Below are 20778 nucleotides of genomic sequence, written 5' to 3'. Positions count from 1 at the left end.
ATCAACGGTCCTGCACCATCAGCGTGACTTCGACGCGGCGGTTCTTGGAACGGCCGGCCGGCGTGGCGTTGTCGGCCACGGCCTCGGCATCGGCGCGACCTTCGGCGCGCAGGCGGTTGGCTTCGACGCGCTCCGACAGCAGGTTGCGGAAGGCCTCGGCACGCGCCTGCGACAGATGCCAGTTGGACGGGAAGCGCAGCGAGCGTATGGGCTGGTTGTCGGTGTGGCCGGTCACCAGCACCGGGCCCTTCATGCGCTGCAGCGCCTCGGCGATGCGCAGCACCAGCGGCCGCAGTTCGCTGCTGACCTCGGCGCTGCCGGGGTTGAACAGGCCGTCACCCTTGATGGTGACGATGGACTTGTCGGCCAGGTCGTTGACCTGCACCAGCCCGGCCTTGATGTCGTTGTCCAGCAGCCCGGCCAGCCGCGGCGCGGCCGGCGGCGGCGTGGGCGCGGCGATGGCGGCGGTTTTCACGTCGAAGCCGCGCAGCACGGCGAAGGCTTCGTCCGATGCGCCGTTGATGGCTAAGCGCAAGCCGCCGTACACGACCAGCAGCAGCAGCGCCGTCGCGGCCGCGATGGCCCACAGCGGCAGCTTGTGGCGCAGCCCCTTCTCGGCCGGCTCGGCGCCCTGCCAGCGCGGCGACAGCGCCGGGTCGGGCGTCTGGCCCTGGCGCAGCATCTGCGCGAGGCGCGAGCGCACGCCGTCCAGCTGCGCGCGGCCGTTGTCGATGACGCGGTAGCGGCCCTCGAAGCCGAAGGCCAGGCAGACGTACAGCAGCTCCAGCAGGTTGCGGTTGGCCGGCACGTTCTCGGCCAGCTTGGCCATCAGCGCAAAGACCTTCTCGCCGCCCCAGGACTCGTTGTGGAACTGCACCAAGAGGCTTTGCGACGCCCAGGCGCCGGAGCCACCCCAGGGCGTGCTGGCGGCGGCTTCGTCCAGCAGCGTGCACAGGATGTAGCGGCCGGCGATGACCTGCTCGTTGGGCAGGCCCTCGGCGCGCGCCTTGGCCTCGAAGGTGCGGATGCCCTCGGCCAGCGCCTCCTTCAGCCCGGCCGGGTTGGGGTGCTGCGGGCTGTGGCGCACGCGCGGCGCGGCCGACAGCAGCGGCATGGCGGCGGCCACCAGCGGGTTCAGGCTGGCGGTCGTCAGCGCCTCCAGCGCCATGGGCGCTTCCTTGCCCATGGGGCCGGCGGGCATGCCGACGGGCGGCTGGCCACCGGCCGGCCGGACAGGCGGCTGCGGCGCCGTCGTCGCGCGGCCTGCGCTGGGCTTGATGACCGTGCGGTCCTGCCCGAAGGCGGCAAAGGGATCGTCGTTGTTGGGGTCGCTCATCGCGTCAACCGATCAAGTAGTCAGGCGCACCGCCGGGCGGCAGTGCATTCATTGGCGGCGCAGCCCGCCAACCCTCCAGCGGCCGCCGTGGAACCGGCTTTGCCGGGCCACTGGCGGGCCTTGCAGGCCGCGCTGGGCGTGGCCGCCCAGCTCCTCACCAGGCACAGGCGCGCTACCGGCGCCCCTGTGTCCGGGCTCGGCCCCCTTGAGGGGGCTCGCGAAGCGAGTAGGGGGTGGGTCACGATCTAATTGCCCAGAACTCAAGTTCCAAACCCGGGAACTCGCCGGCGATGTGCAGGGCCAGGCCGCCCGAGGATTCGAGCTGCTTCCACAGCTCGTTGCCGCGGGTCTCCAGCTCGAAGTAGTTGTGGCCCGCGTGGTAGGGGATCTGCCGCGGCGCCACCGGCAGCGGGCGCAGCGTCACGCCGGGCAGCTGCAGGTTGACGAGGTCGCGGATGCGCTCGACCGGGCCGATCTTGACCTGCGTCGGGAAGCGCGCGCGCAGCGCGTCGCCCGGCAGCTGGGCCGACACGGCCAGCACGAAGGTGGCGCTGCGCTGCAGGTTCACGTCCGGGATCAGTGCCACGCGCACGCCATAGGCGCGGTCCTGCAGCTCGATCGGGATGGCCGTCTGCTCCATCACCATGGACAGCGACTGGCGCAGGTCGTCGATGACGGGCTTGAAGGTGGCGGCCAGGTCGTCATGCAGGTAGTCGGCGTAGGCGGTGGGGCGGCGGCTGTCGCGGAACGTGGCCAGGTCGCCGGCCAGCGCCAGGCACTCGCTGTACAGCCGCTCGGGGTGCAGCACGGACACCGAGCGCAGGTGGTTGAACGTGGCCTGGTTGCGGTTGACGGCCTCCAGCAGCAGGAAGTCGGCGATCTCGCCGACGCCGCCGCGGCCGGGGGCCGCCAGGCGGGCGGCCAGCGCCTCGCCGCGCTGGTGCAGCAGGCCGCACAGCTCGCGCACATAACCGTCCAGCACCGGGTGGGCCGGCGCGTGCAGCAGCGGCGGCACGAAGGTCGGATCCAGCACCACGCGGTTGTCGGCGCGGCGCTCCACGACACGGGCCACGCCCAGCGTCGCGTAGCCGTCGCCGGCGTCGCGGGCCAGCATCAGGCGCAGGTTGAGCCGGCCGACCTGCAATGCGGCGTCGCGGTCCAGCTGGGAGTTGCTGTCGCCCACGCTGACCTCGGCGGCCAGGAAGCGCGCGCCCATGGAGCCGGCGGCTGCTTCAGCATCGGTCTCGACGACGCCGGGGCGCTGCAGCGTGACGGCCAGCACGACGATCTCGTTGCGGGCGTCGGCCGGGATGTCCAGCGCGGCCGGCGCGGCGTCGCTGCCGGGCGCGGAGAAGGCGGTGCCGTCGGGCAGCAGGCCCTGGGCGGCGGCCAGGCCCACCTTGCCCAGCGTCAGCGATGCCTCGTCCAGCGTCAGCGCCGAGTAGCCCCAGGCATAGGGCAGACACTGCTGCAGGCGCTGGCGCCACTGGTGCTCCCAGTGGCGGTCGTGCTGCTGGAAATGCTGCGGCTGGAGGAACATGCCCTCGGTCCAGATCACTCGGTCGCGCCAGGTCATGTGTGGGGTCGCCTCAACGGAAAAAACGGACAGCGCGGCCCAGCCGGACCACGATCAGGCCATGAGTGACTGCCGGGCGCGCTTGGTTCCCGTCGGGAACCATTTGGCGCTGGCTGCCACTCAGTCCGCGACCGTACCGTCGACACGAGTGCCCCTCATGAAGCAGCTTCGCCCCCTTCTTGCCCTGACTCTTTGCAGCCTGGCCTTCGCCGCCCAGGCTCAGGCGCCGGATGCCGCCGCGTCGGCGCCCGCCTCGGTGGACCTGGGCAAGACCGTGCCCACGGCCGAAGCCATCGCCGAGGGCCTGTTCCCGGACGACAAGTGCAAGGAACTGGAGGCCAACGGCTTCAAGTGCATGGGCTTCAAGCCGGCCACGCGCTATTCGCTGCCGGCCACCGCGTTCAAGGTGGGCTCGGCCGAACTGCCTTCCACGCTGAAGCGTCAGCTGGACGTGTTCGCCGACGTGCTGAAAACCAAGAAGAACACCGACCGCAAGGTGCGCATCATTGGCCACGCGGACGCCTCCGGCACGCCGGCGGCCAATCAGGCGCTGTCCATCAAGCGGGCCGAGTCGGTGCGTGACTACCTGGTCGGCAAGGGCGCCGACGTCGGCATGCTGGAGATCGAGGGCGTCGGGTCCAAGGACCTGAAGAACCCGAAGAAACCCAACGCCGACGAGAACCGCCGGGTGGAAATCGGTAGGAAGTAGACCCCTCGACCGGTCTTGCCCTGCTGAACGCGGGCAGCCCGACCGGTCCCCCTAGGGGACGGCGATGCTTGCGGCATTGAGCCGCAAGCACATCGCCAGCGCGGACCGGCTTGGGGCGGCCCGGCGCTCGGCCCGGAATGGCCTCGGCTTCAGGGGACCATCTCCGTCATTTGGCCCGGCATCGCGAAGCTGACCACGCCGGCGTAGGCGCACATCAGCTTGGACGTGTTGTTCAGCACCGGCATGTTGGCCAGCATGACCGTGGGCGCGCCCGGCACCCAGGGGCCCGGAAAGACGGGCACGCAGGGCATTGGCGTGAGCACGCCCAAAGCGGCTGCGGTGGCCGCGGCAACCGTCGGATTGGCCGGGCTGTTGCACATGCCGAACGGCGGGATGTTCACCATGGGCACGTTGTCCATGATGTTGGCCGCCGCCATGTTGCTGGTCATCATCTTGTTCTTGGGCAACACGTTCAGCGTACTGGGCGCGGCGCCGAAGGTGCAGTTCATCACCGCACCGGTACAGCAGTGTTGAGGCATGGCGGCTCTCCTCAGTCGGTGCCTAGCCAGAGGGCCAGGGCGGTGAAATTGTCATGGTTGGGCTTGGCGGCGGCGGCCAGCTGCACGCGTTGCTTCAGGTCGTCCAGCCAGGCCTGCGGTTCCGGCGCGAAGGACAGCGCGGACGCGATCTCCTCGTCGGTGATCCATTCCCACAGTCCGTCCGTGCACAGCATCAGCGCCTCGCGGCCCTGCAGCGGCCAGGGCTGCTCGGACACGCTGATGTGCAGGTCGTTCCCATCGGTGCCCAGCGCCGAGTACAGCTCGCTGCGCTTGGGGTGCACGCGCGCGCCGGCCTCGTCCAGCAGGCCGCCGTCGATCAGCGACTGCACCAGGCTGTGGTCGTTGGTGCGCTCGGCCAGCCGACCGTCGCGGAACGCGTAGAAGCGCGAGTCGCCGCAGTGGCCCCACAGCGCGGTGCGGTCCTGCAGGTCGATGGACAGCACCACCACCGTGGAGTGCATGTTGCGCAGCTGCGGGTTGGCGGCGCGCTGGGCCAGCAGCGCGCGGTTGGTGTCGCGCAGCAAGGCCTCCAGCGCCTGCGGCTGGTGGGCCGGAATGGCCGCATAGCCCTGCAGCACATGGCTGACGGCCAGCTTGGACGCGATGTCGCCACCGCCATGCCCGCCGGCGCCGTCGGCCAGCACGCAGCACAGGTAGCGCTCGGAATGCCAGTGGCCGCAGGCGTCCTCGTTGTAGTCGCGGCCGCCTTGTTCGGACATCAATGCCAGTTCGATGTGCACAGGCCCCTCCGTTATCGTTGTTCTGATTGCAGCGCGTCGAGTTGGGCCTCGTAGGCCTTCAGGAACTCGCGGCCGAAGACCTGGTGGAAGTCGTCGGACAGCTCGCCGGCGATCTGTTGGTACTCCTGCTGGAAGACCGACCACAGCTGCGCCTTGCGCGCGGCCGGCAGTAGGCTGGACAGCACGGACTTCTGCGTCAGCCGCGCCTCGAGCACGCTGGGGTCGAAGCGCTGCAGCAGGCCTTCCAGCGCGGCACGCATGCCGGCCAGGAAGGCCAACTGGTGGGCGCGCAGGTCGTCGAACGCGTCGCGCATGGCCTTCTGCGGCTCGATGAAGCCGCGCACCGTCGGGCCCAGCAGATGACCCAGCGCGACCTCGGCGGTGGGCGAGAACTTCAGCGGGTTGTTCTCGCGCGCGACGATCATCGTGGCCTCGGCGCGCACCTCGCGTTTCAGCGCCGCGCGGGCGACCAGCAGGTCCACTGTGCCACGCGCCGACTCGTGGATGAGCTGGCCCAGCAGCCGCATGAACTCCGGCGTCAGGCCGCCGGCCGGCAGGCCGGGCATGCCCAGTCCTTCGCGGAAGGCCGCCAGCAGCGCGGCCTGGTCGGCCGGCATCGCCGCGGAGACCGGCGCTGTGGCCACCGGCGGCGGCATGACGGCCGGCGGCGGGGGCGGTGTCATCAGCGGGGCTGCAGCGGCCTGCGGCGCGGCGACCTGCGGCTCGGGTTTGCGGCCGGCGCGGATGATGGTGCGGCCTTCGCCGCCCTTGTCGTTCCACGACACGACGGCGCCGGACAGGGTGTCTGACGGGTCCAGCACCGTGGTCTGCGGGCGCGACCTCTGGGCAGGCGACAAGGCGGGCGACGCGGCGGACGGCTGCGCCGGCGTGGACGGCGGCAGGAAGGGCCGGTTCAGCTCCGATGTCGTGTCGGGCAGCGCCTGGCCAGCCGCGGCGGGCAGCATGCCCAGCGCCTTCAGCGGGTCGCTGTGGCCGGCCATATTGGGCTGGGCCACGGCCTCGCCCAACAGGCTTTGCGCGAGCGGGTTGCTGGCCGGCGCGGGGGCGCCACCCAGGCCGAACAGCAGGTCCAGCGAGTCGCCGCCGGCACCGCCACCGGGGCTGCCGGGCAGGTCGGGGATCAGGGGCGCGGGCGCACCGGCGCCCATGTCCAGGCCCAGCGCGCGCGCGCCGGCGGAGGGTGCAGCGGCCTGTTTTTGCGCGGGGGGCGGCGCGGCAAACGGGTCCCAGTCGGCCGGAATGCCGCCGAAGGGCGCGGGAGCGGGCGGTGCCGCATAGACCGAAGGGGGCGTGGGGGCCGCGGCAGCCGGTGCCGGTGCGGCGCCAAACAGGCCCAGCGGGTCCACCGGGGCTTCGCGTCGAACGCCCGGCCGCGTGGCGGGATGCTGGGCGGGGGCCAGGCCGAAGAAGTCGGCGAATGGGTCGCTGGCCGCCCCAGCCGCGGCGGCGCCGGCTTCCACGCTGAGCGTGTAGCCGCCGATCTGCAGCTGGTCACCGGCCTTGATGGCGGCCTCGCGGCCCTTGCCCAGCTGCTCGCCGTTGACGCTGATCGGATTGCTGCCTTGGTCCACCACCGCGAAGCCGCTGTTGGCCCGGAACAGCACGCGGGCATGCACGCGCGACACGGTGCGCTCGGGGTCGGGCAGCACCAACTGGTTGGTGTCGGCGCGGCCGATGTCACCGCCCAGTTCGTCGAACTGCGCGGACAAGGGCTGGGCCAGCGGCTGGCCGTTGTAGGAGGTGACGGTGAGGCGGATCATGAGAGCGAGTGTCGAGGCGAACGGTCAACGCAGGACATAGACCTTGCCTTCGATCAAGGTGAGCCGCAAGGGCCAGGCGGCATTCGCCTGGGTGTCGTCGTTCTGCGTGGACAGCACGGGCGTGCCCAGCGGGTTCAGGCACTCCAGCAGCCGGCCGCCGGCGACGCTGCGCAGCAGCAGCGTCTGCGCCGTGGGCGGCTGCAGCGTGGCCAGCACGCCGCTTTGCCACAGCTGCTGCACCTGCTCGCGCAGCGCGGCCGCGCCATGGCCGGTGGGGCGTTGGTAGGCGTGATCCAGTTCCTCCAGGCGCAAGCGGCAGGCGGCCAGCAGCGTGTCGGGGTTGCCGCGCGACAGGTCGAACGCGATGCGCTGCAGCGCGGCCAGCACGAGGTTGCGGTCCTGGGGGCCGGGGTTCAGCACCGGCGCGTCCATCCAGCGCCAGCGCGGGAAGCCGACGGGCAGCTCCAGGTCCTGGTGTTGCACGGTGGGGGCGTCGAAGCTGCTGCCCTCGTCGACGGCCCAGACCACTTCGGCCATCACGCGCACGGCTTCGTCCGCCAGGCTCTTGCCGTTGCGCAGCAGCACCAGCCGCGCGCGCGCCTGCGCGGCGCGGGCGGCCATGCGCGGCTGGGCCGGCGCATCGGGCGCGGCCACGGCCAGCGCCACGGGCGGCGGCGCGACGACCAGGCTGAGGCGGTTACTGCCGTTCTGCAGGTACTCGTGCACGGTGATCGACTGGCTGCCCGCGCCGGCCGGCAGGTTCAGCACCGGCACGCCGTTGACCAGCACCTCGACCGGCTCGCCGCTCGTCTGCACATGGAGGCACATGAGCCTGTCCATCAGCCCGCACTCCAGTCGATCAATGTCAATGCCGGCAGCAACTCGCGGCGCTGGCGCTGCGTGCCGGTCAGCGGATCCTGGCGCAGCAGGTTCACGTACACCGGCTCGATGGCCAGCTTGTAGAACCACTGCTGGCCGCGGCCGTCGGGGCGGGGGCGCAGGCCGCATTCGCCCACCACGGCGCCGCGCAGCTCGGGGGCCAGCGGCCCGGCGGACAGCAGTGCCGGCTCGCCGATGGCGATGGCCTCCACGCTGAGCGCGAACGGCAGGCGCCAGGTGGCCTTGGCGTGCTCCAGGCCCTGGCCTTCGGTGGCTTGCGCGCCGCGTTGGTCCAGGCTCATGCGCCAGTCACTGCGGCCTTGCGCGCGCAGGCTGACGCGGGCGCGGCTGCCGGCCCAGTCCAGCTCGCCGGCCAGCCGCAGGTCCAGCACCAGCGCGGCGAAGTCGATGCCGCCCAGCAGCCGCAGCGCGACCGAACCATCGGCCTCATGCTGCCAGCCCCAGCTGATGTCGGCCTGGCCCAGCAGCGGCGACAGTTCGGCCTCAAGCCGGCCACTGCTGCCGGCCATCTGGCGCGACCAGGCGTTGTGCAGTTTCTCCAGCCCGGCACGCGCCTGCGGCTGCAGCTGCTGCCAGGCTTTCAGCCAGGTGGGCACCGCGAGTGTCTGGCCGTCGGCCTCCAGTTGGCAGGACGTGAGCGCGGGTGCTGAGGGCGCCGCGGGCGCTGCCGCCTCCTGTGGCCAGGCCAGCGCCGGTGTGGCGCCGTGGCGGACCTGCACCAGCCGCTGCGTGGCCGCGTGCACGCGCAGCTCCAGCGCGATGCTGCCCAGCGGCGCGCCGGCATCGCGGATGCCGCAGCTGCCGACGTTGAGCGTCTGCACATCGGGCGGCTCGCCATGGGCGATGCCGGCCGGCGGCAGCTGGGCGTCGAGCGGCGGCGCGTGCAGCGTCAGGCTCAGGCGGGCCGTGTCGGCGCCGCGCCAGTGCAGGCGGCCGGCGCCGCTGTCGTGCCTGACCTCGGGATGCGAAGCGCCGCAGTCGCCCAGCGCATTGACGGCCAGCTGAAGCCGCGCGCTGGCGCCGGCGCCCGACGCGCGGCTCAGCACGGCCAGGCTGCGCGGCTCGTCCGGCGGCGCGGTCAGCGTCTCGGGGGCGGGTGCCCACGGCGCGAGGTCCACGCGCCGCCAGTTGCCATCCTGGCCCTGGTAGGCCTGCAGCGGCTTGGGTTCCACGACGGCAAAGCCGACAGCGGCGAGGTCGCAAGCGGTGGGGCGGGGCGGTGGCGGCTGGTCCAGGAAGATGCTGCGGCCGCGCGCGGCCTGGGCCAGCCCGGCCTCGACGGCCGCCAGCGCCTGGTCGAAACCGGCGGGCGTCAGCGCGTCGCCGGCCTGCCGGGTGTGCGCCGTGCGGTGGCCCAGCTCCTCGCGCGAGCGGTGGGTCAGCTGGTGCAGCCGCAAGGTCGGGCTCAGCGCCGCATCGGCGCCTATGGCCGCGGCCCATTCGAAGCCGGCGCGGGTCTCGAAGCGCGCGCCCCACAGGCAGCACAGCGACGCATAACGTGCCAGGTCGGCGGCATGTCGCAGGCCCAGTGCCTGCCCGCAGTCCAGCGCCAGCTCGACGAACGCCGGCCAGCGGTCCTGCAGGCGCTGCGCGACCTCGGGCCAGGCGGCGCCCAGCAGCTGCAGCAGCGACGCCGCATCGCGGCGGGACTGCAGCGCTTCGACCTGGTCGAGTTGATCGGGGGTCAGCTGCAGCATCAGGCTACCCGTTCGCGCACTTGGCGATCCAGCACGCCGTCCAGCTTCTGCCACCAGGTCCAGCGGCGCGCCTGCGGCACGACCAGTTGCTGGCCGGCGGCGAAGAAGGCGTCCAGTTGCGACGGCGCGAGGCCCGGCATCAGCATCGTGAGCAGCTCGTGATCCCACCAGCGCCAGGGGCGGCGGCGGCCGTCCGGGGCGCGCACTTCGGCGAGGTCACGGCTGTGCTCGCGCATGGCCAGCAGCGGCCGCGCGGACGTCATCAGCACGCCCCAGCCGTCGTAGGCGACACAGGCCTCGCCCACCAGCCAGGCGGTGAACTCGGACTCGGGCTGCAACTCGACGATGTAGGCCGCGCGGGCCGCGGCGTCGGCCGTCAGCGCGCCGCGTTGCAGGCAGTCCCAGCCCATGGTCTGTGCGGCTTGAAGCCTTGTGGGCAGCCCCGCCAGCACGCTGCCGTCGATGACGGCGTGCACGCGGGCGTCTGGCCGGCTCCACAGTGCCGAGGGGATCTGGGCCGTGGCCAGGGCGGCACCGTTCAAGCCGCGCCTCCTCCGTCATCGGGTGCGGGCGCGGGCGGTGGCGGCGCCGCGGGATCGGCGGCCGCCGCAGCGTCGGCGGCGGCTTGTGCCTCGGCGGCCTTGGCCGCGGCGTACGCGGCCTCCGACTCGGCGACCACTTCGTCGGCGCTCTTGCCGGGCTCCTGCGCCGCGGCTTCCGCCGCCTTGGCCTCGGCGTAGGCGGCGTCAGAGGCGGCCACCACCTCGTCGGCGGTCTTGCCGGGCTGCTGGGCCGCAGCTTCGGCGGTCTTGGCCGTGGCATAGGCGGCCTCGGCTTCAGCCTGGGCCTGTTCAGCGGTCTGCTTGGAAAGCTCCGCGTTCGCGGCGGCCTCGGCGTCCTTCAACGCGGCCTGGGAGGCGGCGGCGTCCTTGCTGGCCTGCTCGGCCGCCTTGTCGGCCTCCTCCTTGGCCAGGCGCTCCTCTTCCTTCTCGGCCGCATAGGCGGCTTCGGCCGAGGCGATCGCGTCGGCGGTCTCGTCGGTGACCGGAGCCGGGCTGTCGTCAGGCGCGGCCGGGGCTGGAGCCGCTGCGGCGGCAAAGCCCACGGCCACCGCGCCGCCGGCGGCCAGTGCCGCGGCGCCCGCGGCCAGCGCACCGGCGCGCAGCGCCGAGACGGCGCCTGCACCCGGCAGTGCGCCGGCGCTCATGCCGCCTGCGCCCGCGCCCGCCGTCGCGCCGGCGCCGCCGGCGGCCGGCGTGCTGGTGCCGGTGGCCTCCTTCAGCGGGTCTTCGAACAGCTTGTCGTAGTCCTTGACCTTGGCCGGCGTCAGCAGTTCCTGGTTCTTGGCGTCCTCGGGGGCCTTGGGTTCGGCCGCAGCCGCGCTCTCGGCCGCACCGGCGGAGCCACCGCCGCCGCCGCAGTTGACCTTGACCAGCGGCCCGTCGATGGTGACGCCCGCCGGGCCCAGCGTGATGACCGAGGCGCCGCAGACGATCTTGATGCCCGCGGTGGCCTCCAGCACGATCTCGGCGCTGCCCTTGGCCTTGACGTTGACGCCCTGCATCAGCAGGTCGGCCGTGGCCTTCAGCGACAGCTTGGCGCCCGCCTCACCCACCAGGTTGCCCGTGGTCTTGATGTTGGCCGCGCCGCCGCTTTGCAGGTTGATGTCGCCGCCGGACTTGACGGCGGTCTTGCCGGTCACGTCCAGGCCGTAGTCGGCACCGACCTTGGCGTTGTAGTCCTTGTCCAGCTTGAGCTGGTAGGTGGCGGCGCCGGTCGTGAAGATGTCGCCCGCGACCTTGGTGTGCAAGTCCTTGCCCAGGTCGTGCATGACGTCCTTGCCGACGTTGACGTACCAGTTCTCGCCCACCACTTCCTGGCGAGTGAGCTTGACCTTCTTGGTCTCGTTCATCTCGATCCAGTCGAAGGCGTCGGCCTTCACGTGGCGGTGGAAGTCCTTCTGCGACTGCAGCCAGATGTACTCGCCGTCGGTCTTGTCGTCGAAGCGCAGTTCATGGCGCGCATCGGCCTTGCCGTCCTTGGTGGAGTGGGTGCGCCAGCCGCTGATGTCCGAGTTGTCGGGCAGCGGGTAGGGCGGCACGTTGACGTCGTTGTGCACCGAGCCCGTGATCAGCGGCCGGTCGGGGTCGCCGCCCAGGAAGCTGACCACCACCTCATGGCCCACGCGCGGAATCATCCACAAGCCCATGTTCTTGCCGGCCCAGGGCTGGGACAGGCGCAGGTAGCAGGAGCTGTTCTCGTCCTTCTTGCCGAGGCGGTCCCAGTGGAACTGCACGCGGATGCGGCCGTGCTTGTCGCAGTCCACCTCGGTGCCCGACTTGCCCACCACCACGGCGGTCTGCGGGCCATACATGATGGGGCGCGGCGTGCGCCGCTGCGGACGGAAGGCGTTGCCGTCCTTGGGAATGCACATGAAGCTGGCGAGCACGCCGTCGCGGCGCTGGTGCACGGCCTTGAGGTCGTCGATGGCCTCGTGGTCGGCGAACTCGGCGCTGAAGTTCATGCTGACGACCACATAGGTGTCGTCATCGGCCGGCGTCAGCGCGTCCTCCAGCTCGAAGTAGGTGCCGACCTCCAGGTCGTTGGCATTGGTGGTGCCGGTGAACACCTTCTGCAGCGACTGCAGCTCCTCCAGCCGCAGCTTGGCGAAGCGGTTCATCATCGTGGTGGCCGGCTGCGAGGCGTCCTTGACCTGGTTCAGCACGGCGCGGGCCGGGTACTCGTAGACCTCGGCGGGGCCCCGCTTCTCGGTGGCCGCCATCATGCTGGCGGACTGCGTCTGCTCGATGGCGGTGGCGGTGGCGAGGTAGTCGTAGTCGCGCACGACGGCCTTGATCGAGTGCACTTCCTCGATCAGGCTCCAGTCGACGATGCCGGGCTTGCCGGCCTCCAGCTTGTGCGACCACTGGATGGTCTTGGTGCCGGTCTTGGCCTCGTGCTTGTCGAGCGCGTCGATCAGCACCAGCGTGTGGGTGGTGCTGGTGTGCTCGAAGAAGTAGTAGACGCCGAACTCCTCCAGCAGGCGGCTGACGAAATCGAAATCCGACTCGTTGTACTGGACGCAGTACTCCAGCGCCTTGTCGACGCCGGTGTCCTTGACCCGCCATTCGAAGTCGGGGCTGTAGGGCGTCAGCACGGCCTTGACGATGTCCTTGACGCTCTTGTTCTGGAACACCTTGGAGTTGCGCGTCTTGGTGGCGAACCACAGCCACGGCCGCATCGTGATGCGGAAGGACTCGAACCGGCCATGGCGCTCGCCGCGCTGCGCCTCGGTGATGTAGCCGTTGAAGTTGCGCTTGGCGCCATGCGCTATGGAGACGTTGGCGCGCGTGCCCAGCAGCTTGTGCAGGTTGATGGTCTCGCGCACGCCCAGCATGCTGACGTTGCCGACCAGGTCGACGTTCCACTCCGGCAATTGGCCCAGCTGCTCCTTGCCGTCCATGCGCAGGACCAGCAGCTTGTCACCACCCAGCGTGGTGGTGATGGACATCACAGCATCGCTCATGCCAGGCTCTCCGCGTCGCGATCAGGCTTAGTCAAAGCTGTAGCTGAAGTCGCCATCGGCGACATCCAGCGCCACGCGCGCCAGCGGCTGGCCCGAGGCCGTGCGCGACAGGTATTCGATGGAGACCTTGGGCAGCACGGTGTTGGTCAGGATGGCGTCGATGATGCGGCCGCCGGATTCGGCGTTGTTGCAGCGCTTGACGATCAGCTCGACGGCCGCGTCGCTGTACTCGAACGGGATGCGGTGGTTCTCGGCCACGCGCTTGACGATGCGGTTCAGCTGCAGGCGCACGATCTTGGCCAGCATCTCGTCGGACAGCGGGTAATACGGGATCGTGACGATGCGGCCCAGCAACGCGGGCGGGAACACCTTCTGCAGCGGCTCGGTCAGCGCCGTGGCCAGGGACTCGGGGTCGGGCAGCAGCTCGGGGTCGCGGCACATGTTCATGATGAGCTCGGAACCGACGTTGCTGGTCAGCAGGATGATGGTGTTCTTGAAGTCGATCAGGCGGCCTTCGCCGTCTTCCATCCAGCCCTTGTCGAAGACCTGGAAGAACAGCTCGTGCACGTCCGGGTGGGCCTTCTCCACTTCGTCGAGCAGCACGACGCTGTAGGGCCGGCGGCGCACGGCCTCGGTCAGCACGCCGCCCTCGCCATAGCCCACATAGCCCGGAGGCGCGCCCTTGAGCGTGGAGACGGTGTGCGACTCCTGATACTCGCTCATGTTGATGGTGATGACGTTCTGCTCGCCGCCGTACAGCGACTCGGCCAGCGCCAACGCCGTCTCGGTCTTGCCGACGCCCGAGGTGCCGCACAGCATGAACACGCCGATGGGCTTGCTGGGGTTGTCGAGCTTGGCGCGCGAGGTCTGGATGCGGCGGGCGATCATGTCCAGCCCGTGCTGCTGGCCGATGACGCGCGCGCCCAGCGTGGCGCCCAGGCGCAGCACGGCTTCCAGCTCGTTCTTGACCATGCGGCCGACGGGAATGCCGGTCCAGTCGGCGACGACACTGGCCACGGCCTGCGCATCGACGGACGGCAGGATCAGCGGTGCGTCGCCCTGCAGCTCCGTGAGTTGGGCCTGCGCGGCGTGCATCTCGGCCAGCAGCGCGTCGCGGTCGGGGCTGCCGCCGGCGTCGGCCGGCTGGTCGCCGCCGCGCAGCTTGGCGCGCAGGTCCAGGATCTTGGCGACGACGTCCTTTTCCTTCGTCCAGCGGGCTTCCAGCTCGCCGAGGCGGGTGCGCTCGGCGGCCAGCTTCTCCTCGACCAGCGAGCCCCGCTCGCCGATGTGCACGCCGACCTGGGCCTCGCGGGCGATGATGCCCTGCTCGATCTCCAGCGACTCGATGCGGCGCTTGCAGTCCTCGACCTCGGCCGGCATCGCGTGCTGGCTGACGGCGACGCGGGCGCAGGCGGTGTCCAGCAGGCTGACGGCCTTGTCGGGCAGTTGGCGGGCCGGGATGTAGCGGTGCGACAGCTTGACGGCGGCCTCGATGGCCTCGTCCAGCAACTGGATCTGGTGGTGCTTCTCCAGCACGGTGGCCACGCCGCGCAGCATCAGGATGGCCTTCTTCTCGTCGGGCTCCTCGACCTGCACGGTCTGGAAGCGGCGGGTCAGCGCCGGGTCCTTCTCGATGTACTTCTTGTACTCGGCCCAGGTCGTCGCGCCCACGGTGCGCAGGTTGCCGCGCGCCAGCGCCGGCTTCAGCAGGTTGGCCGCATCGCCCGTGCCGGCGGCACCACCAGCGCCAACGAGGGTATGGATCTCGTCGATGAACAGGATGATGGGCGTGGGGCTCTGCTGCACCTCATCGATGACCTGGCGCAGGCGCTGCTCGAACTCGCCCTTCATGGACGCACCGGCCTGCAGCAGGCCGATGTCCAGCGACAGCAGCGTCACGCCCTGCATGCTGGGCGGCACGTCGCCGCGCGCCAGGCGCAGCGCGAAGCCTTCGACGACAGCCGTCTTGCCGACGCCGGCCTCGCCGGTCAGCAGCGGGTTGTTCTGGCGGCGGCGCATCAGGATGTCGACGATCTGGCGGATCTCGTCGTCGCGGCCCGTCACCGGGTCGATCTCGCCGTTGCGGGCCTTCTCGGTCAGGTCCACCGTGAACTTCTTCAGCGCCTCCTGGCGGCCCATCGCGGCCGGCGCCATCGCGCCCGAGGCCTCACCGGGCTGGCCGCTGCTCAGCGCGCTGCCGTCGGTGGCACCCAGGCCGGCTTCGCCGGTCTTGCCCACAAGGCTGGGCAGCTTGTCGCCCAGGTCGTCGGCCTTGATCTTCTCGAACTGGCGCGAGATGCCGAACAGCGCCTCACGCAGCGTGCGCGTGTTCAGCAGCGCCACCAGCAGGTGGCCGCTGCGCACCTGGGCGTCGCCGTACATCAGCGTCGAGTAGACCCAGGCCTGCTGGATGGCGTGCGTGATGTGCTCGGAGAAGTCGCTGATGGACGTGGAGCCGCGCGGCAGGCGGTCCAGCGCGGTCGTCACGTCGCGAGCGAGTGCTGCGGCGTCCAGGCCGTAGTGGCGCACGATGGCCGCCACGTCGGACTCGTTGTTCTCCAGCAGCTGGGTGATCCAGTGCACCAGCTCCACATAGGGGTTGCCCCGGAGCTTGCAGAAAACGGTGGCGCCCTCGACGGATTTGTAGGCCAGCGGGTTGAGCTTGCCGAAAAGGGCTTGGCGGCTGATGTCGGTCATTTGCGGTTCTCCTCGGTGCTAAGTGACCGGGGCCGCCGTTCGGTTCCGCTACATCTGATGCTTTGGTGCCAAGGACGGCCCCAGCGGTTCCCGGCAGATGCTTTCGACGTTCATCAGCAACTGGTCGGCCCGTTTGCGCGGGCGCTTGCTGTTCAGCCAGGCGCTGCGACCCAGTTGGCCGACTCCGGGCTGGCGGCCCAGCGGCCAGGCGGGCACCTCGGCCGGCTTCAGGCGCAGGCGCACGTCCCATTCGAACTCGTGGCCCACGTACTGGCGCACCATGGCCTGCAGCGCGGGCAGGTGCGGGCCGTAGGGCAGGAAGGCCTGGAACTCCGTCCAGCTCAAGGGGCCGATCTCGATGCGGAACTTGTGCTGCACGTCCCAGACCTGGCCGCCCAGCATGGCGCCACGGCCCAGCGCGACGCCGTCGTGCCTGACCAGGCGGGTGCGCTCCTCGGGCTCCAGCGTCATCCAGTGGCCGCTGAACTGGTGCACCTGGGCCGGCACGCGAAAGCGCAGCGCGATCCAGCTTTGCAGGCCGTCGGCGTCGCGGGCCGAGCGGGCCAGGCGGCCCGCGAAGTAGAGCTTGGAGAAATCGCCCAGGGCGTCGCGCTCGCGCAGCGCGGGCTCGGCCAGGCCGATGAGCGCGCCGACGTGGCGCACGACGGGCGCGTTGCGGCCGCGGTCCATGCCCACCACCGGGTGGGAGCGGGCCCAGGCCCGGTAGAACAGCAGGCCGAAGCGGTGCAGCAGCAGGTCGGCGAAGGCCGCGAAGGTGCGGTCGCCGTGGTGCATGGCCCGTTCGCGGGCGTACTCGGTCAGGTGCGTGGGCAACGCGCCGTTGGGGCCGAACAGGCTCATGACCCGCTGCACCAGCCGAGGCGCGTGGCCGTCGCGCGCGTCCAGCTTGGTGATGGCCGTGGGCGCGAAGTTCAGCGCCGGCTCGCTGGCGAAGCGCACGGGCTCGTCGCCCGGGCGCAGCGCGTCGCCCAGCCGCGGCTTGTCGGGGTGGGCGGCCTCGATGCGGCGCAGCGCCTGGAACAGGTCGAAACGGCCCGGTCGCTGCTTCAACGCATCGAAGATGTTCACAGGATGGCCCGCGCGCCGGGCAGCGGATGCCAGCGCTTCAACTCGCCGCGCGTGCGCGACACCAGCAGCGTCTGCACGAAGCTGTTCATCGACACATGGCGGCTGAAGTAGTGGTGCAGCACGGCGCCCAGCAGCGCGGCGCTGCCGCCCTCGAAGGACAGCTCGTCCACCGTGACCTGCACCTCCAGCCCGCGGCCGAACGCGATGGGGCCCGGCGCCGGGTGGCGGCGCACCACCGGCCGCGTGGCGACCGAGCGCACGCCCTCGATCTGGCGCAGCAGGCCGGCGTTGGCGCTCTGGCCGAACAGGCCCAGCAGCTCGCGCAGCGCCAGCGCGCCGCGCTCGGCGTCCTCGTCCACCAGCGACAGGTAGTTCAGCGACAGCAGCGACAGCAGCCGCCAGGCCAGCGGGCCTTCGCGCGTGGCGCTGACCGGTCGCGACGGGCCGGCGACGACGGCGATGGTCTCCACCGGCGCGCGGGTCTCCAGCGTCAGCCCGCCGTGGTCGCGCCCGGTGGGCATGAACAGCGGCAGGTCGCGGTTGGTGCAGCGCACCTTGGCCGCCAGCTGGCGCAGGTCGTCGCGGTAGGGCGCGCGCTGCAGGTCCACCAGCGCCAGGAAGACCTCGCTGCCGACATAGGCCGAACGCGGCCCTTCGCGCTTGGCGCGGTCGCTGGCCAGGCGCGGCTCGCGCAGCAGGCTGAAGTAGCCGGCCGCGCCGCCGGGGTCCACATGCGGCACGTCGAACAGCGGCAGGAACTGCAGCTCGTCGCTGTCGTTGGAGAAGCCAGCGACGGAGGCGACGTCGAAGACCTCGTAGTCGTTGCCGGCCAGCCGGTCCGGGATGACCTGGAAGGCCGTGCTGCTGTCGTCCACCGCGATGCGCTCGGCGCGGCGCTCGAACAGGTTGATGGCCGGCACGCAGTTCAGGCTGAAGTTGGCCGGCTCGCCGCCGCCCTCCAGGCTGGGCTCGTAGCGGTCGAACAGCAGCACCAGCTCGAAGGTGTTGCCGGGGCAGGCCGCGAAGCTGGCGCGCAGGCCGGCCACGTCCAGGAACAGGAAGCGCTGCGGGAACGCGAAGTACTCCTGCATCAGCCGCGTGCCGGACAGGCCGCGCAGCGTCACGGGCAGCATGGCCTCGTCGTCGGCCAGGCCCACGTGGCGCACCCAGCCGGGCGGCAGGAAGTTGCGGCGCGCGTCCTTGCCGCCGGGGCCGGCCAGCACGCCCACGCAGCGGCAGGTGGCCAGCTCGTGCAGCTTCAGCGCCACGTCCTGCAGGCCGCCCATGAAGAAGCGCAGGCTGTCCAGCGGCAGCTTCGCGAAGCTCATGCCGTCGGGCAGCGCCAGCTTCACGCGCACGCCGCTCTTGGGGCGTTCGCGCAGCGGCAGGCCGCTGAGGTTGATGTCGGTGGCGCTCAGGAAGTACTCGACCTGCGTGACCTGGATGGGCGTCAGCGTCACCGGTTGCGCGGTGCGGAACTCGCAGCGCGTGGGGCCGAGCGACGTGGGCTGCGACATCAACGCGCTGCCGCGCGGCAGCGTGAAGCCGGCCATCAGGTTGGGGTCGTTGCTGGGCTCCAGCTTGGCCACCAGCATGGACGGGATGGGTGCGCCGAGGTTGGGGCAGACGATGTCCAGCAGCGCCTGGGCCAGCCGCGGGAACTCGGCGTCCTGCTTGAGCTGCACGCGAGCGGCCAGGAAGGCCGAGCCCTCCAGCAGCCGCTCGACATACGGGTCGGCCACTTCCAGGCCTTCCATGCCGAGGCGGCCGGCGATCTTGGGGAATTCGCGCGCGAACTCGCCGCCCATCTCACGGAGATAGCGCAGTTCCTGGTTGTAGTAGCGGAGGAGGCGGGGATCCATGGACAGTGGAGGCGTCAGGCGATGCGCTTGACCTTGTACTTGGTGGGGCCCACTTCGGAGAGCACCTTCAATGTCATGCGGGCCTTGAACTTCGGGATCAGGTAGAGCAGCACGTCGTCCTTCTTGTACGGGCCGGTGTTGGGCGCGCCGGACAACAGCATGACGCCCTCGGAGCCTGTCGTGACGTCGGGTGCGCCCTCGGGCACCTTGAATTCGACGGAGTCGACGTCGGTGGGCACCGGCTTGATCTCCTTGCCCTTGTCGTCCTTGGCCGGTTCCTTGAGCTTGCCGTCCTTGGGCTGGACGTGGCCGCCTAGCACTTTGCGCTGCATCGTGAATCCTTGGTCTAGGCGCGCAGGTCGCGCACCGCGGCCTGGCCGGTGTCCACGTCCACGTCGGCGCTGAGCAGCAGTTCCAGCGGCACGGGCTGGTTCCACATCTGGCCCTTGATGGTCAGGCGCAGGCTGGTGGGGCGGATGCCGGTGGTCATGTCGTTGGCGATGCGGACCTCGACGGTGTTGGGGTCCAGCCGCGGTTCGAAGCGGACGATGGCCTGGCGCAACTGGGCCTCGATGAGCGGGAAGTTGTGCACGCTCATGGTCTGGCCGGTCAGCGGCAGGATGCCGAAGTTCAGTACCGAGTCGGCGGCGTGCGGCACGCTCTTCCACAGCGCGGTGCGCTCGGGGTCGTCGCGGTTGCCGATGTCGGGCTCCTCGCAGACGGCGTTGAACAGCCAGGACAGGTCGCGCAACACCGCCTCGCGCAGCTGCTTGCGGGTCAGCATGCGCGCGTCCAGCGCCTCGACCCGGCTGTCGGGCTCGTGGTCGGTGAGCCGGTCGAGCAGCGAGGGCTGGAGCCGGTCCTGGGCGCCCAGGCCGGCCATCAGGCGGCCTCGTTGCTATCGAAGGTGATTTCCCGGATGGCCATCAGGTCGTGGTCGCCCACGTCGCTGGCCAGCACGCGCTGGCCCAGGCCGGCGTAGCGCTCCTCGCCGGGCAGGGGCTCCCAGACGGTCTTGCGCGCCAGGTTGATGAGGCCGTCGTCGCTCTTGTCGGAACCCACGTAGCGCGTGGGCACCAGCGCCACGCTGTTGCCGCCGTTGGTGAAGCTCAGCTGCGCAGGCATCCAGACGCAGTCGCGCAGGTCTTCGGGCTTGTCGAAGCTGATCTTGGCCAGATTCTGGAACGGCACCCAGGTGTAGTGGCCGTTCAGGCAGACCTCCAGGATGGGCCCCAGGCGCGAGTCGGCATCGGCCAGCCATTCGAAGCGCTGGCCGTCGATGGCTCCGGCGCTGGTGGGCGCGGCGTCGAAGGCCTTGGCGGCGAGATCGACGGCGAGCTGGTCGTGGCCTTCGCCCTGCTGCCTCAGCGACTCGATGAGCTGCGCCACCCAGGCCTCGGGCTGGCCGAACACGACGGGCGTTCGCTTGCCGGCGAACACCTGCGCGCGCAGCAGCTCGCAGCGGATGGCGTGGCCCACGGTCTCGCGCATGGGGATGGCCAGCTTGTCCATGTCGGCGACGACGTTGAGCTGGGTGTGCGCGCGTTCCCACTGGCCCAGCACGCTGAGCAGCTGCGACATGAAGGTGCGCAGCTTGGGGTCGGCCGGCTTGGCGCGCACGGCCTCGGTCAACTTGGCGAGCGCGGTGCGCGGGTCGCCGGCACGCAGCGCCTCTTCGGCGGCTTGTTGGGGTGTCAGGTCAGAAGCCATGGCCGCAGTCGGTACAGAAGCGCGCGGAGCGCGGAAGGGTGATGCCGCAGGCGGGGCAGCTCTTGTGCGTGCTGGCCATGTCGAAGCCGCACTCGTGGCAGAAGCGCCCGCCCTGCGAGGCCGTCTGGCAGTTGGGGCAGGCGGCACCGCCCGAGGCCGCGCCGTAGCCGCCTTGCGAGCCATAGCCTCCGCCCGAATTGGCGGCGGCCTTGGTGGCGCAGTCGCGGCAGCTGCCGGCGTTGCCGTCCCAGCATTCGCGGCCCACCCATTTGCGGCAGCCGGTGCAGCGCTCGTACAGCGCGGCCGCGAGTGCGCGGGCCTCTTCCAGTGCTTCGGCCTTGGCGCCGCTGCCGCCCGCTTCGGCGAAGGCGCCCGTCGCGCGGCTGGCCTTGCTCAAGTCATGGAACATGAACGCGAAGCGGCTCAGCCAGCCCGTGATCTGTCCCTTGCGGTAAGGCCTGAACGCCGAGCGCGAGGTCTCGCCGCACTTCTCGCAATAGAACTCGAACTGGAAGCCCGCCGACACGTCGCTCATGGACGTGCTGACATCGCGGTAGTTGGTTAGAGACAAGCCGAACCCCCGACGCATCCGAAC

17 protein-coding genes are annotated in these 20778 nt (G+C 70.8%); 1 reads left to right on the top strand and 16 read right to left on the bottom strand.

The genetic code is table 11. The features are described 5' to 3' along the window. Nucleotide 1 precedes the first annotated feature (1 nt). Both J2X21_RS14920 and tssK read right to left on the bottom strand, forming a co-directional pair. Complete coding sequence (locus J2X21_RS14920) at nucleotides 2–1336, bottom strand: DotU family type VI secretion system protein (RefSeq protein ID WP_310329977.1); 1335 nt, start codon at nucleotides 1334–1336, stop codon at nucleotides 2–4. A gap of 238 nt (nucleotides 1337–1574) precedes the next feature. After that, nucleotides 1575–2912, bottom strand: a complete 1338-nt coding sequence (gene tssK, locus J2X21_RS14915) for a type VI secretion system baseplate subunit TssK (RefSeq protein ID WP_310329974.1) — start codon at nucleotides 2910–2912, stop codon at nucleotides 1575–1577. A 157-nt stretch (nucleotides 2913–3069) separates the two neighbouring features. On the opposite strand from tssK, the gene J2X21_RS14910 reads away from it, so the two are divergent. Next, complete coding sequence (locus J2X21_RS14910) at nucleotides 3070–3621, top strand: OmpA family protein (RefSeq protein ID WP_310329970.1); 552 nt, start codon at nucleotides 3070–3072, stop codon at nucleotides 3619–3621. Nucleotides 3622–3770: 149 nt separating this feature from the next. Here J2X21_RS14910 and J2X21_RS14905 read toward each other — a convergent pair whose 3' ends face one another. Genes J2X21_RS14905 through J2X21_RS14840 form a run of 14 tightly spaced genes read right to left on the bottom strand, consistent with a single transcriptional unit; the run spans nucleotide 3771 to nucleotide 20754 of the window. After that, nucleotides 3771–4160 (bottom strand): DUF4280 domain-containing protein, encoded by a 390-nt coding sequence (locus J2X21_RS14905; protein WP_310329967.1) that lies wholly within the window; start codon nucleotides 4158–4160, stop codon nucleotides 3771–3773. Nucleotides 4161–4171: 11 nt separating this feature from the next. Beyond that, nucleotides 4172–4900, bottom strand: coding sequence for a PP2C family protein-serine/threonine phosphatase (locus tag J2X21_RS14900; RefSeq protein ID WP_310329964.1), 729 nt, complete (start codon nucleotides 4898–4900; stop codon nucleotides 4172–4174). 32 nt (nucleotides 4901–4932) lie between these two features. Next, complete coding sequence (gene tagH / locus J2X21_RS14895) at nucleotides 4933–6702, bottom strand: type VI secretion system-associated FHA domain protein TagH (protein ID WP_310329961.1); 1770 nt, start codon at nucleotides 6700–6702, stop codon at nucleotides 4933–4935. Nucleotides 6703–6726: 24 nt separating this feature from the next. After that, on the bottom strand, nucleotides 6727–7542 hold the full coding sequence (locus tag J2X21_RS14890) for a hypothetical protein (RefSeq protein WP_310329957.1): 816 nt from the start codon (nucleotides 7540–7542) through the stop codon (nucleotides 6727–6729). Further along, nucleotides 7542–9299, bottom strand: a complete 1758-nt coding sequence (locus J2X21_RS14885) for a hypothetical protein (protein ID WP_310329953.1) — start codon at nucleotides 9297–9299, stop codon at nucleotides 7542–7544. Before J2X21_RS14885 ends, J2X21_RS14890 begins: the two co-directional genes overlap by 1 nt. Further along, entirely contained in the window at nucleotides 9299–9841 is a 543-nt protein-coding gene (locus J2X21_RS14880) for a DUF4123 domain-containing protein (protein WP_310329949.1), read from the bottom strand. Before J2X21_RS14880 ends, J2X21_RS14885 begins: the two co-directional genes overlap by 1 nt. Next, entirely contained in the window at nucleotides 9838–12825 is a 2988-nt protein-coding gene (locus J2X21_RS14875; RefSeq protein ID WP_310329948.1) for a type VI secretion system Vgr family protein, read from the bottom strand. Before J2X21_RS14875 ends, J2X21_RS14880 begins: the two co-directional genes overlap by 4 nt. A gap of 27 nt (nucleotides 12826–12852) precedes the next feature. Then, nucleotides 12853–15522 (bottom strand): type VI secretion system ATPase TssH, encoded by a 2670-nt coding sequence (gene tssH / locus J2X21_RS14870; protein ID WP_310329946.1) that lies wholly within the window; start codon nucleotides 15520–15522, stop codon nucleotides 12853–12855. Nucleotides 15523–15570: 48 nt separating this feature from the next. Continuing rightward, nucleotides 15571–16611 (bottom strand): type VI secretion system baseplate subunit TssG, encoded by a 1041-nt coding sequence (tssG, locus tag J2X21_RS14865; protein WP_310329944.1) that lies wholly within the window; start codon nucleotides 16609–16611, stop codon nucleotides 15571–15573. After that, nucleotides 16608–18473 carry a type VI secretion system baseplate subunit TssF gene (tssF, locus tag J2X21_RS14860; protein ID WP_310329941.1) on the bottom strand — a complete coding sequence of 622 codons (1866 nt, stop codon included), beginning with the start codon at nucleotides 18471–18473 and terminating at the stop codon, nucleotides 16608–16610. The genes tssG and tssF overlap by 4 nt, the downstream gene beginning before the upstream one ends. A gap of 14 nt (nucleotides 18474–18487) precedes the next feature. Beyond that, entirely contained in the window at nucleotides 18488–18805 is a 318-nt protein-coding gene (locus tag J2X21_RS14855) for a hypothetical protein (protein ID WP_310329938.1), read from the bottom strand. A 14-nt stretch (nucleotides 18806–18819) separates the two neighbouring features. Then, nucleotides 18820–19356 (bottom strand): type VI secretion system baseplate subunit TssE, encoded by a 537-nt coding sequence (gene tssE / locus J2X21_RS14850; protein ID WP_310329936.1) that lies wholly within the window; start codon nucleotides 19354–19356, stop codon nucleotides 18820–18822. Further along, on the bottom strand, nucleotides 19356–20183 hold the full coding sequence (locus J2X21_RS14845) for a type VI secretion system accessory protein TagJ (protein ID WP_310329933.1): 828 nt from the start codon (nucleotides 20181–20183) through the stop codon (nucleotides 19356–19358). Before J2X21_RS14845 ends, tssE begins: the two co-directional genes overlap by 1 nt. Beyond that, complete coding sequence (locus J2X21_RS14840) at nucleotides 20173–20754, bottom strand: double zinc ribbon domain-containing protein (protein WP_310329931.1); 582 nt, start codon at nucleotides 20752–20754, stop codon at nucleotides 20173–20175. The genes J2X21_RS14845 and J2X21_RS14840 overlap by 11 nt, the downstream gene beginning before the upstream one ends. Between the last annotated feature and the right edge of the window lie 24 nt (nucleotides 20755–20778).

The organism is Roseateles asaccharophilus (assembly GCF_031458115.1).
GTDB lineage: Bacteria > Pseudomonadota > Gammaproteobacteria > Burkholderiales > Burkholderiaceae_C > Pelomonas > Pelomonas asaccharophilus_A.
This window is presented reverse-complemented; position numbering and strand designations above follow the sequence as displayed.

What these genes read in the sequence shown, in the direction of transcription:
- J2X21_RS14920 (WP_310329977.1), bottom strand. Translation starts at nt 1,336, where the DNA reads ATGAGCGACCCCAACAACGACGATCCCTTTGCCGCCTTCGGGCAGGAC.
- tssK (WP_310329974.1), bottom strand. Translation starts at nt 2,912, where the DNA reads ATGACCTGGCGCGACCGAGTGATCTGGACCGAGGGCATGTTCCTCCAG.
- J2X21_RS14910 (WP_310329970.1), top strand. Translation starts at nt 3,070, where the DNA reads ATGAAGCAGCTTCGCCCCCTTCTTGCCCTGACTCTTTGCAGCCTGGCC.
- J2X21_RS14905 (WP_310329967.1), bottom strand. Translation starts at nt 4,160, where the DNA reads ATGCCTCAACACTGCTGTACCGGTGCGGTGATGAACTGCACCTTCGGC.
- J2X21_RS14900 (WP_310329964.1), bottom strand. Translation starts at nt 4,900, where the DNA reads ATGTCCGAACAAGGCGGCCGCGACTACAACGAGGACGCCTGCGGCCAC.
- tagH (WP_310329961.1), bottom strand. Translation starts at nt 6,702, where the DNA reads ATGATCCGCCTCACCGTCACCTCCTACAACGGCCAGCCGCTGGCCCAG.
- J2X21_RS14890 (WP_310329957.1), bottom strand. Translation starts at nt 7,542, where the DNA reads ATGGACAGGCTCATGTGCCTCCATGTGCAGACGAGCGGCGAGCCGGTC.
- J2X21_RS14885 (WP_310329953.1), bottom strand. Translation starts at nt 9,299, where the DNA reads ATGCTGCAGCTGACCCCCGATCAACTCGACCAGGTCGAAGCGCTGCAG.
- J2X21_RS14875 (WP_310329948.1), bottom strand. Translation starts at nt 12,825, where the DNA reads ATGAGCGATGCTGTGATGTCCATCACCACCACGCTGGGTGGTGACAAG.
- tssH (WP_310329946.1), bottom strand. Translation starts at nt 15,522, where the DNA reads ATGACCGACATCAGCCGCCAAGCCCTTTTCGGCAAGCTCAACCCGCTG.
- tssF (WP_310329941.1), bottom strand. Translation starts at nt 18,473, where the DNA reads ATGGATCCCCGCCTCCTCCGCTACTACAACCAGGAACTGCGCTATCTC.
- J2X21_RS14855 (WP_310329938.1), bottom strand. Translation starts at nt 18,805, where the DNA reads ATGCAGCGCAAAGTGCTAGGCGGCCACGTCCAGCCCAAGGACGGCAAG.
- tssE (WP_310329936.1), bottom strand. Translation starts at nt 19,356, where the DNA reads ATGGCCGGCCTGGGCGCCCAGGACCGGCTCCAGCCCTCGCTGCTCGAC.
- J2X21_RS14845 (WP_310329933.1), bottom strand. Translation starts at nt 20,183, where the DNA reads ATGGCTTCTGACCTGACACCCCAACAAGCCGCCGAAGAGGCGCTGCGT.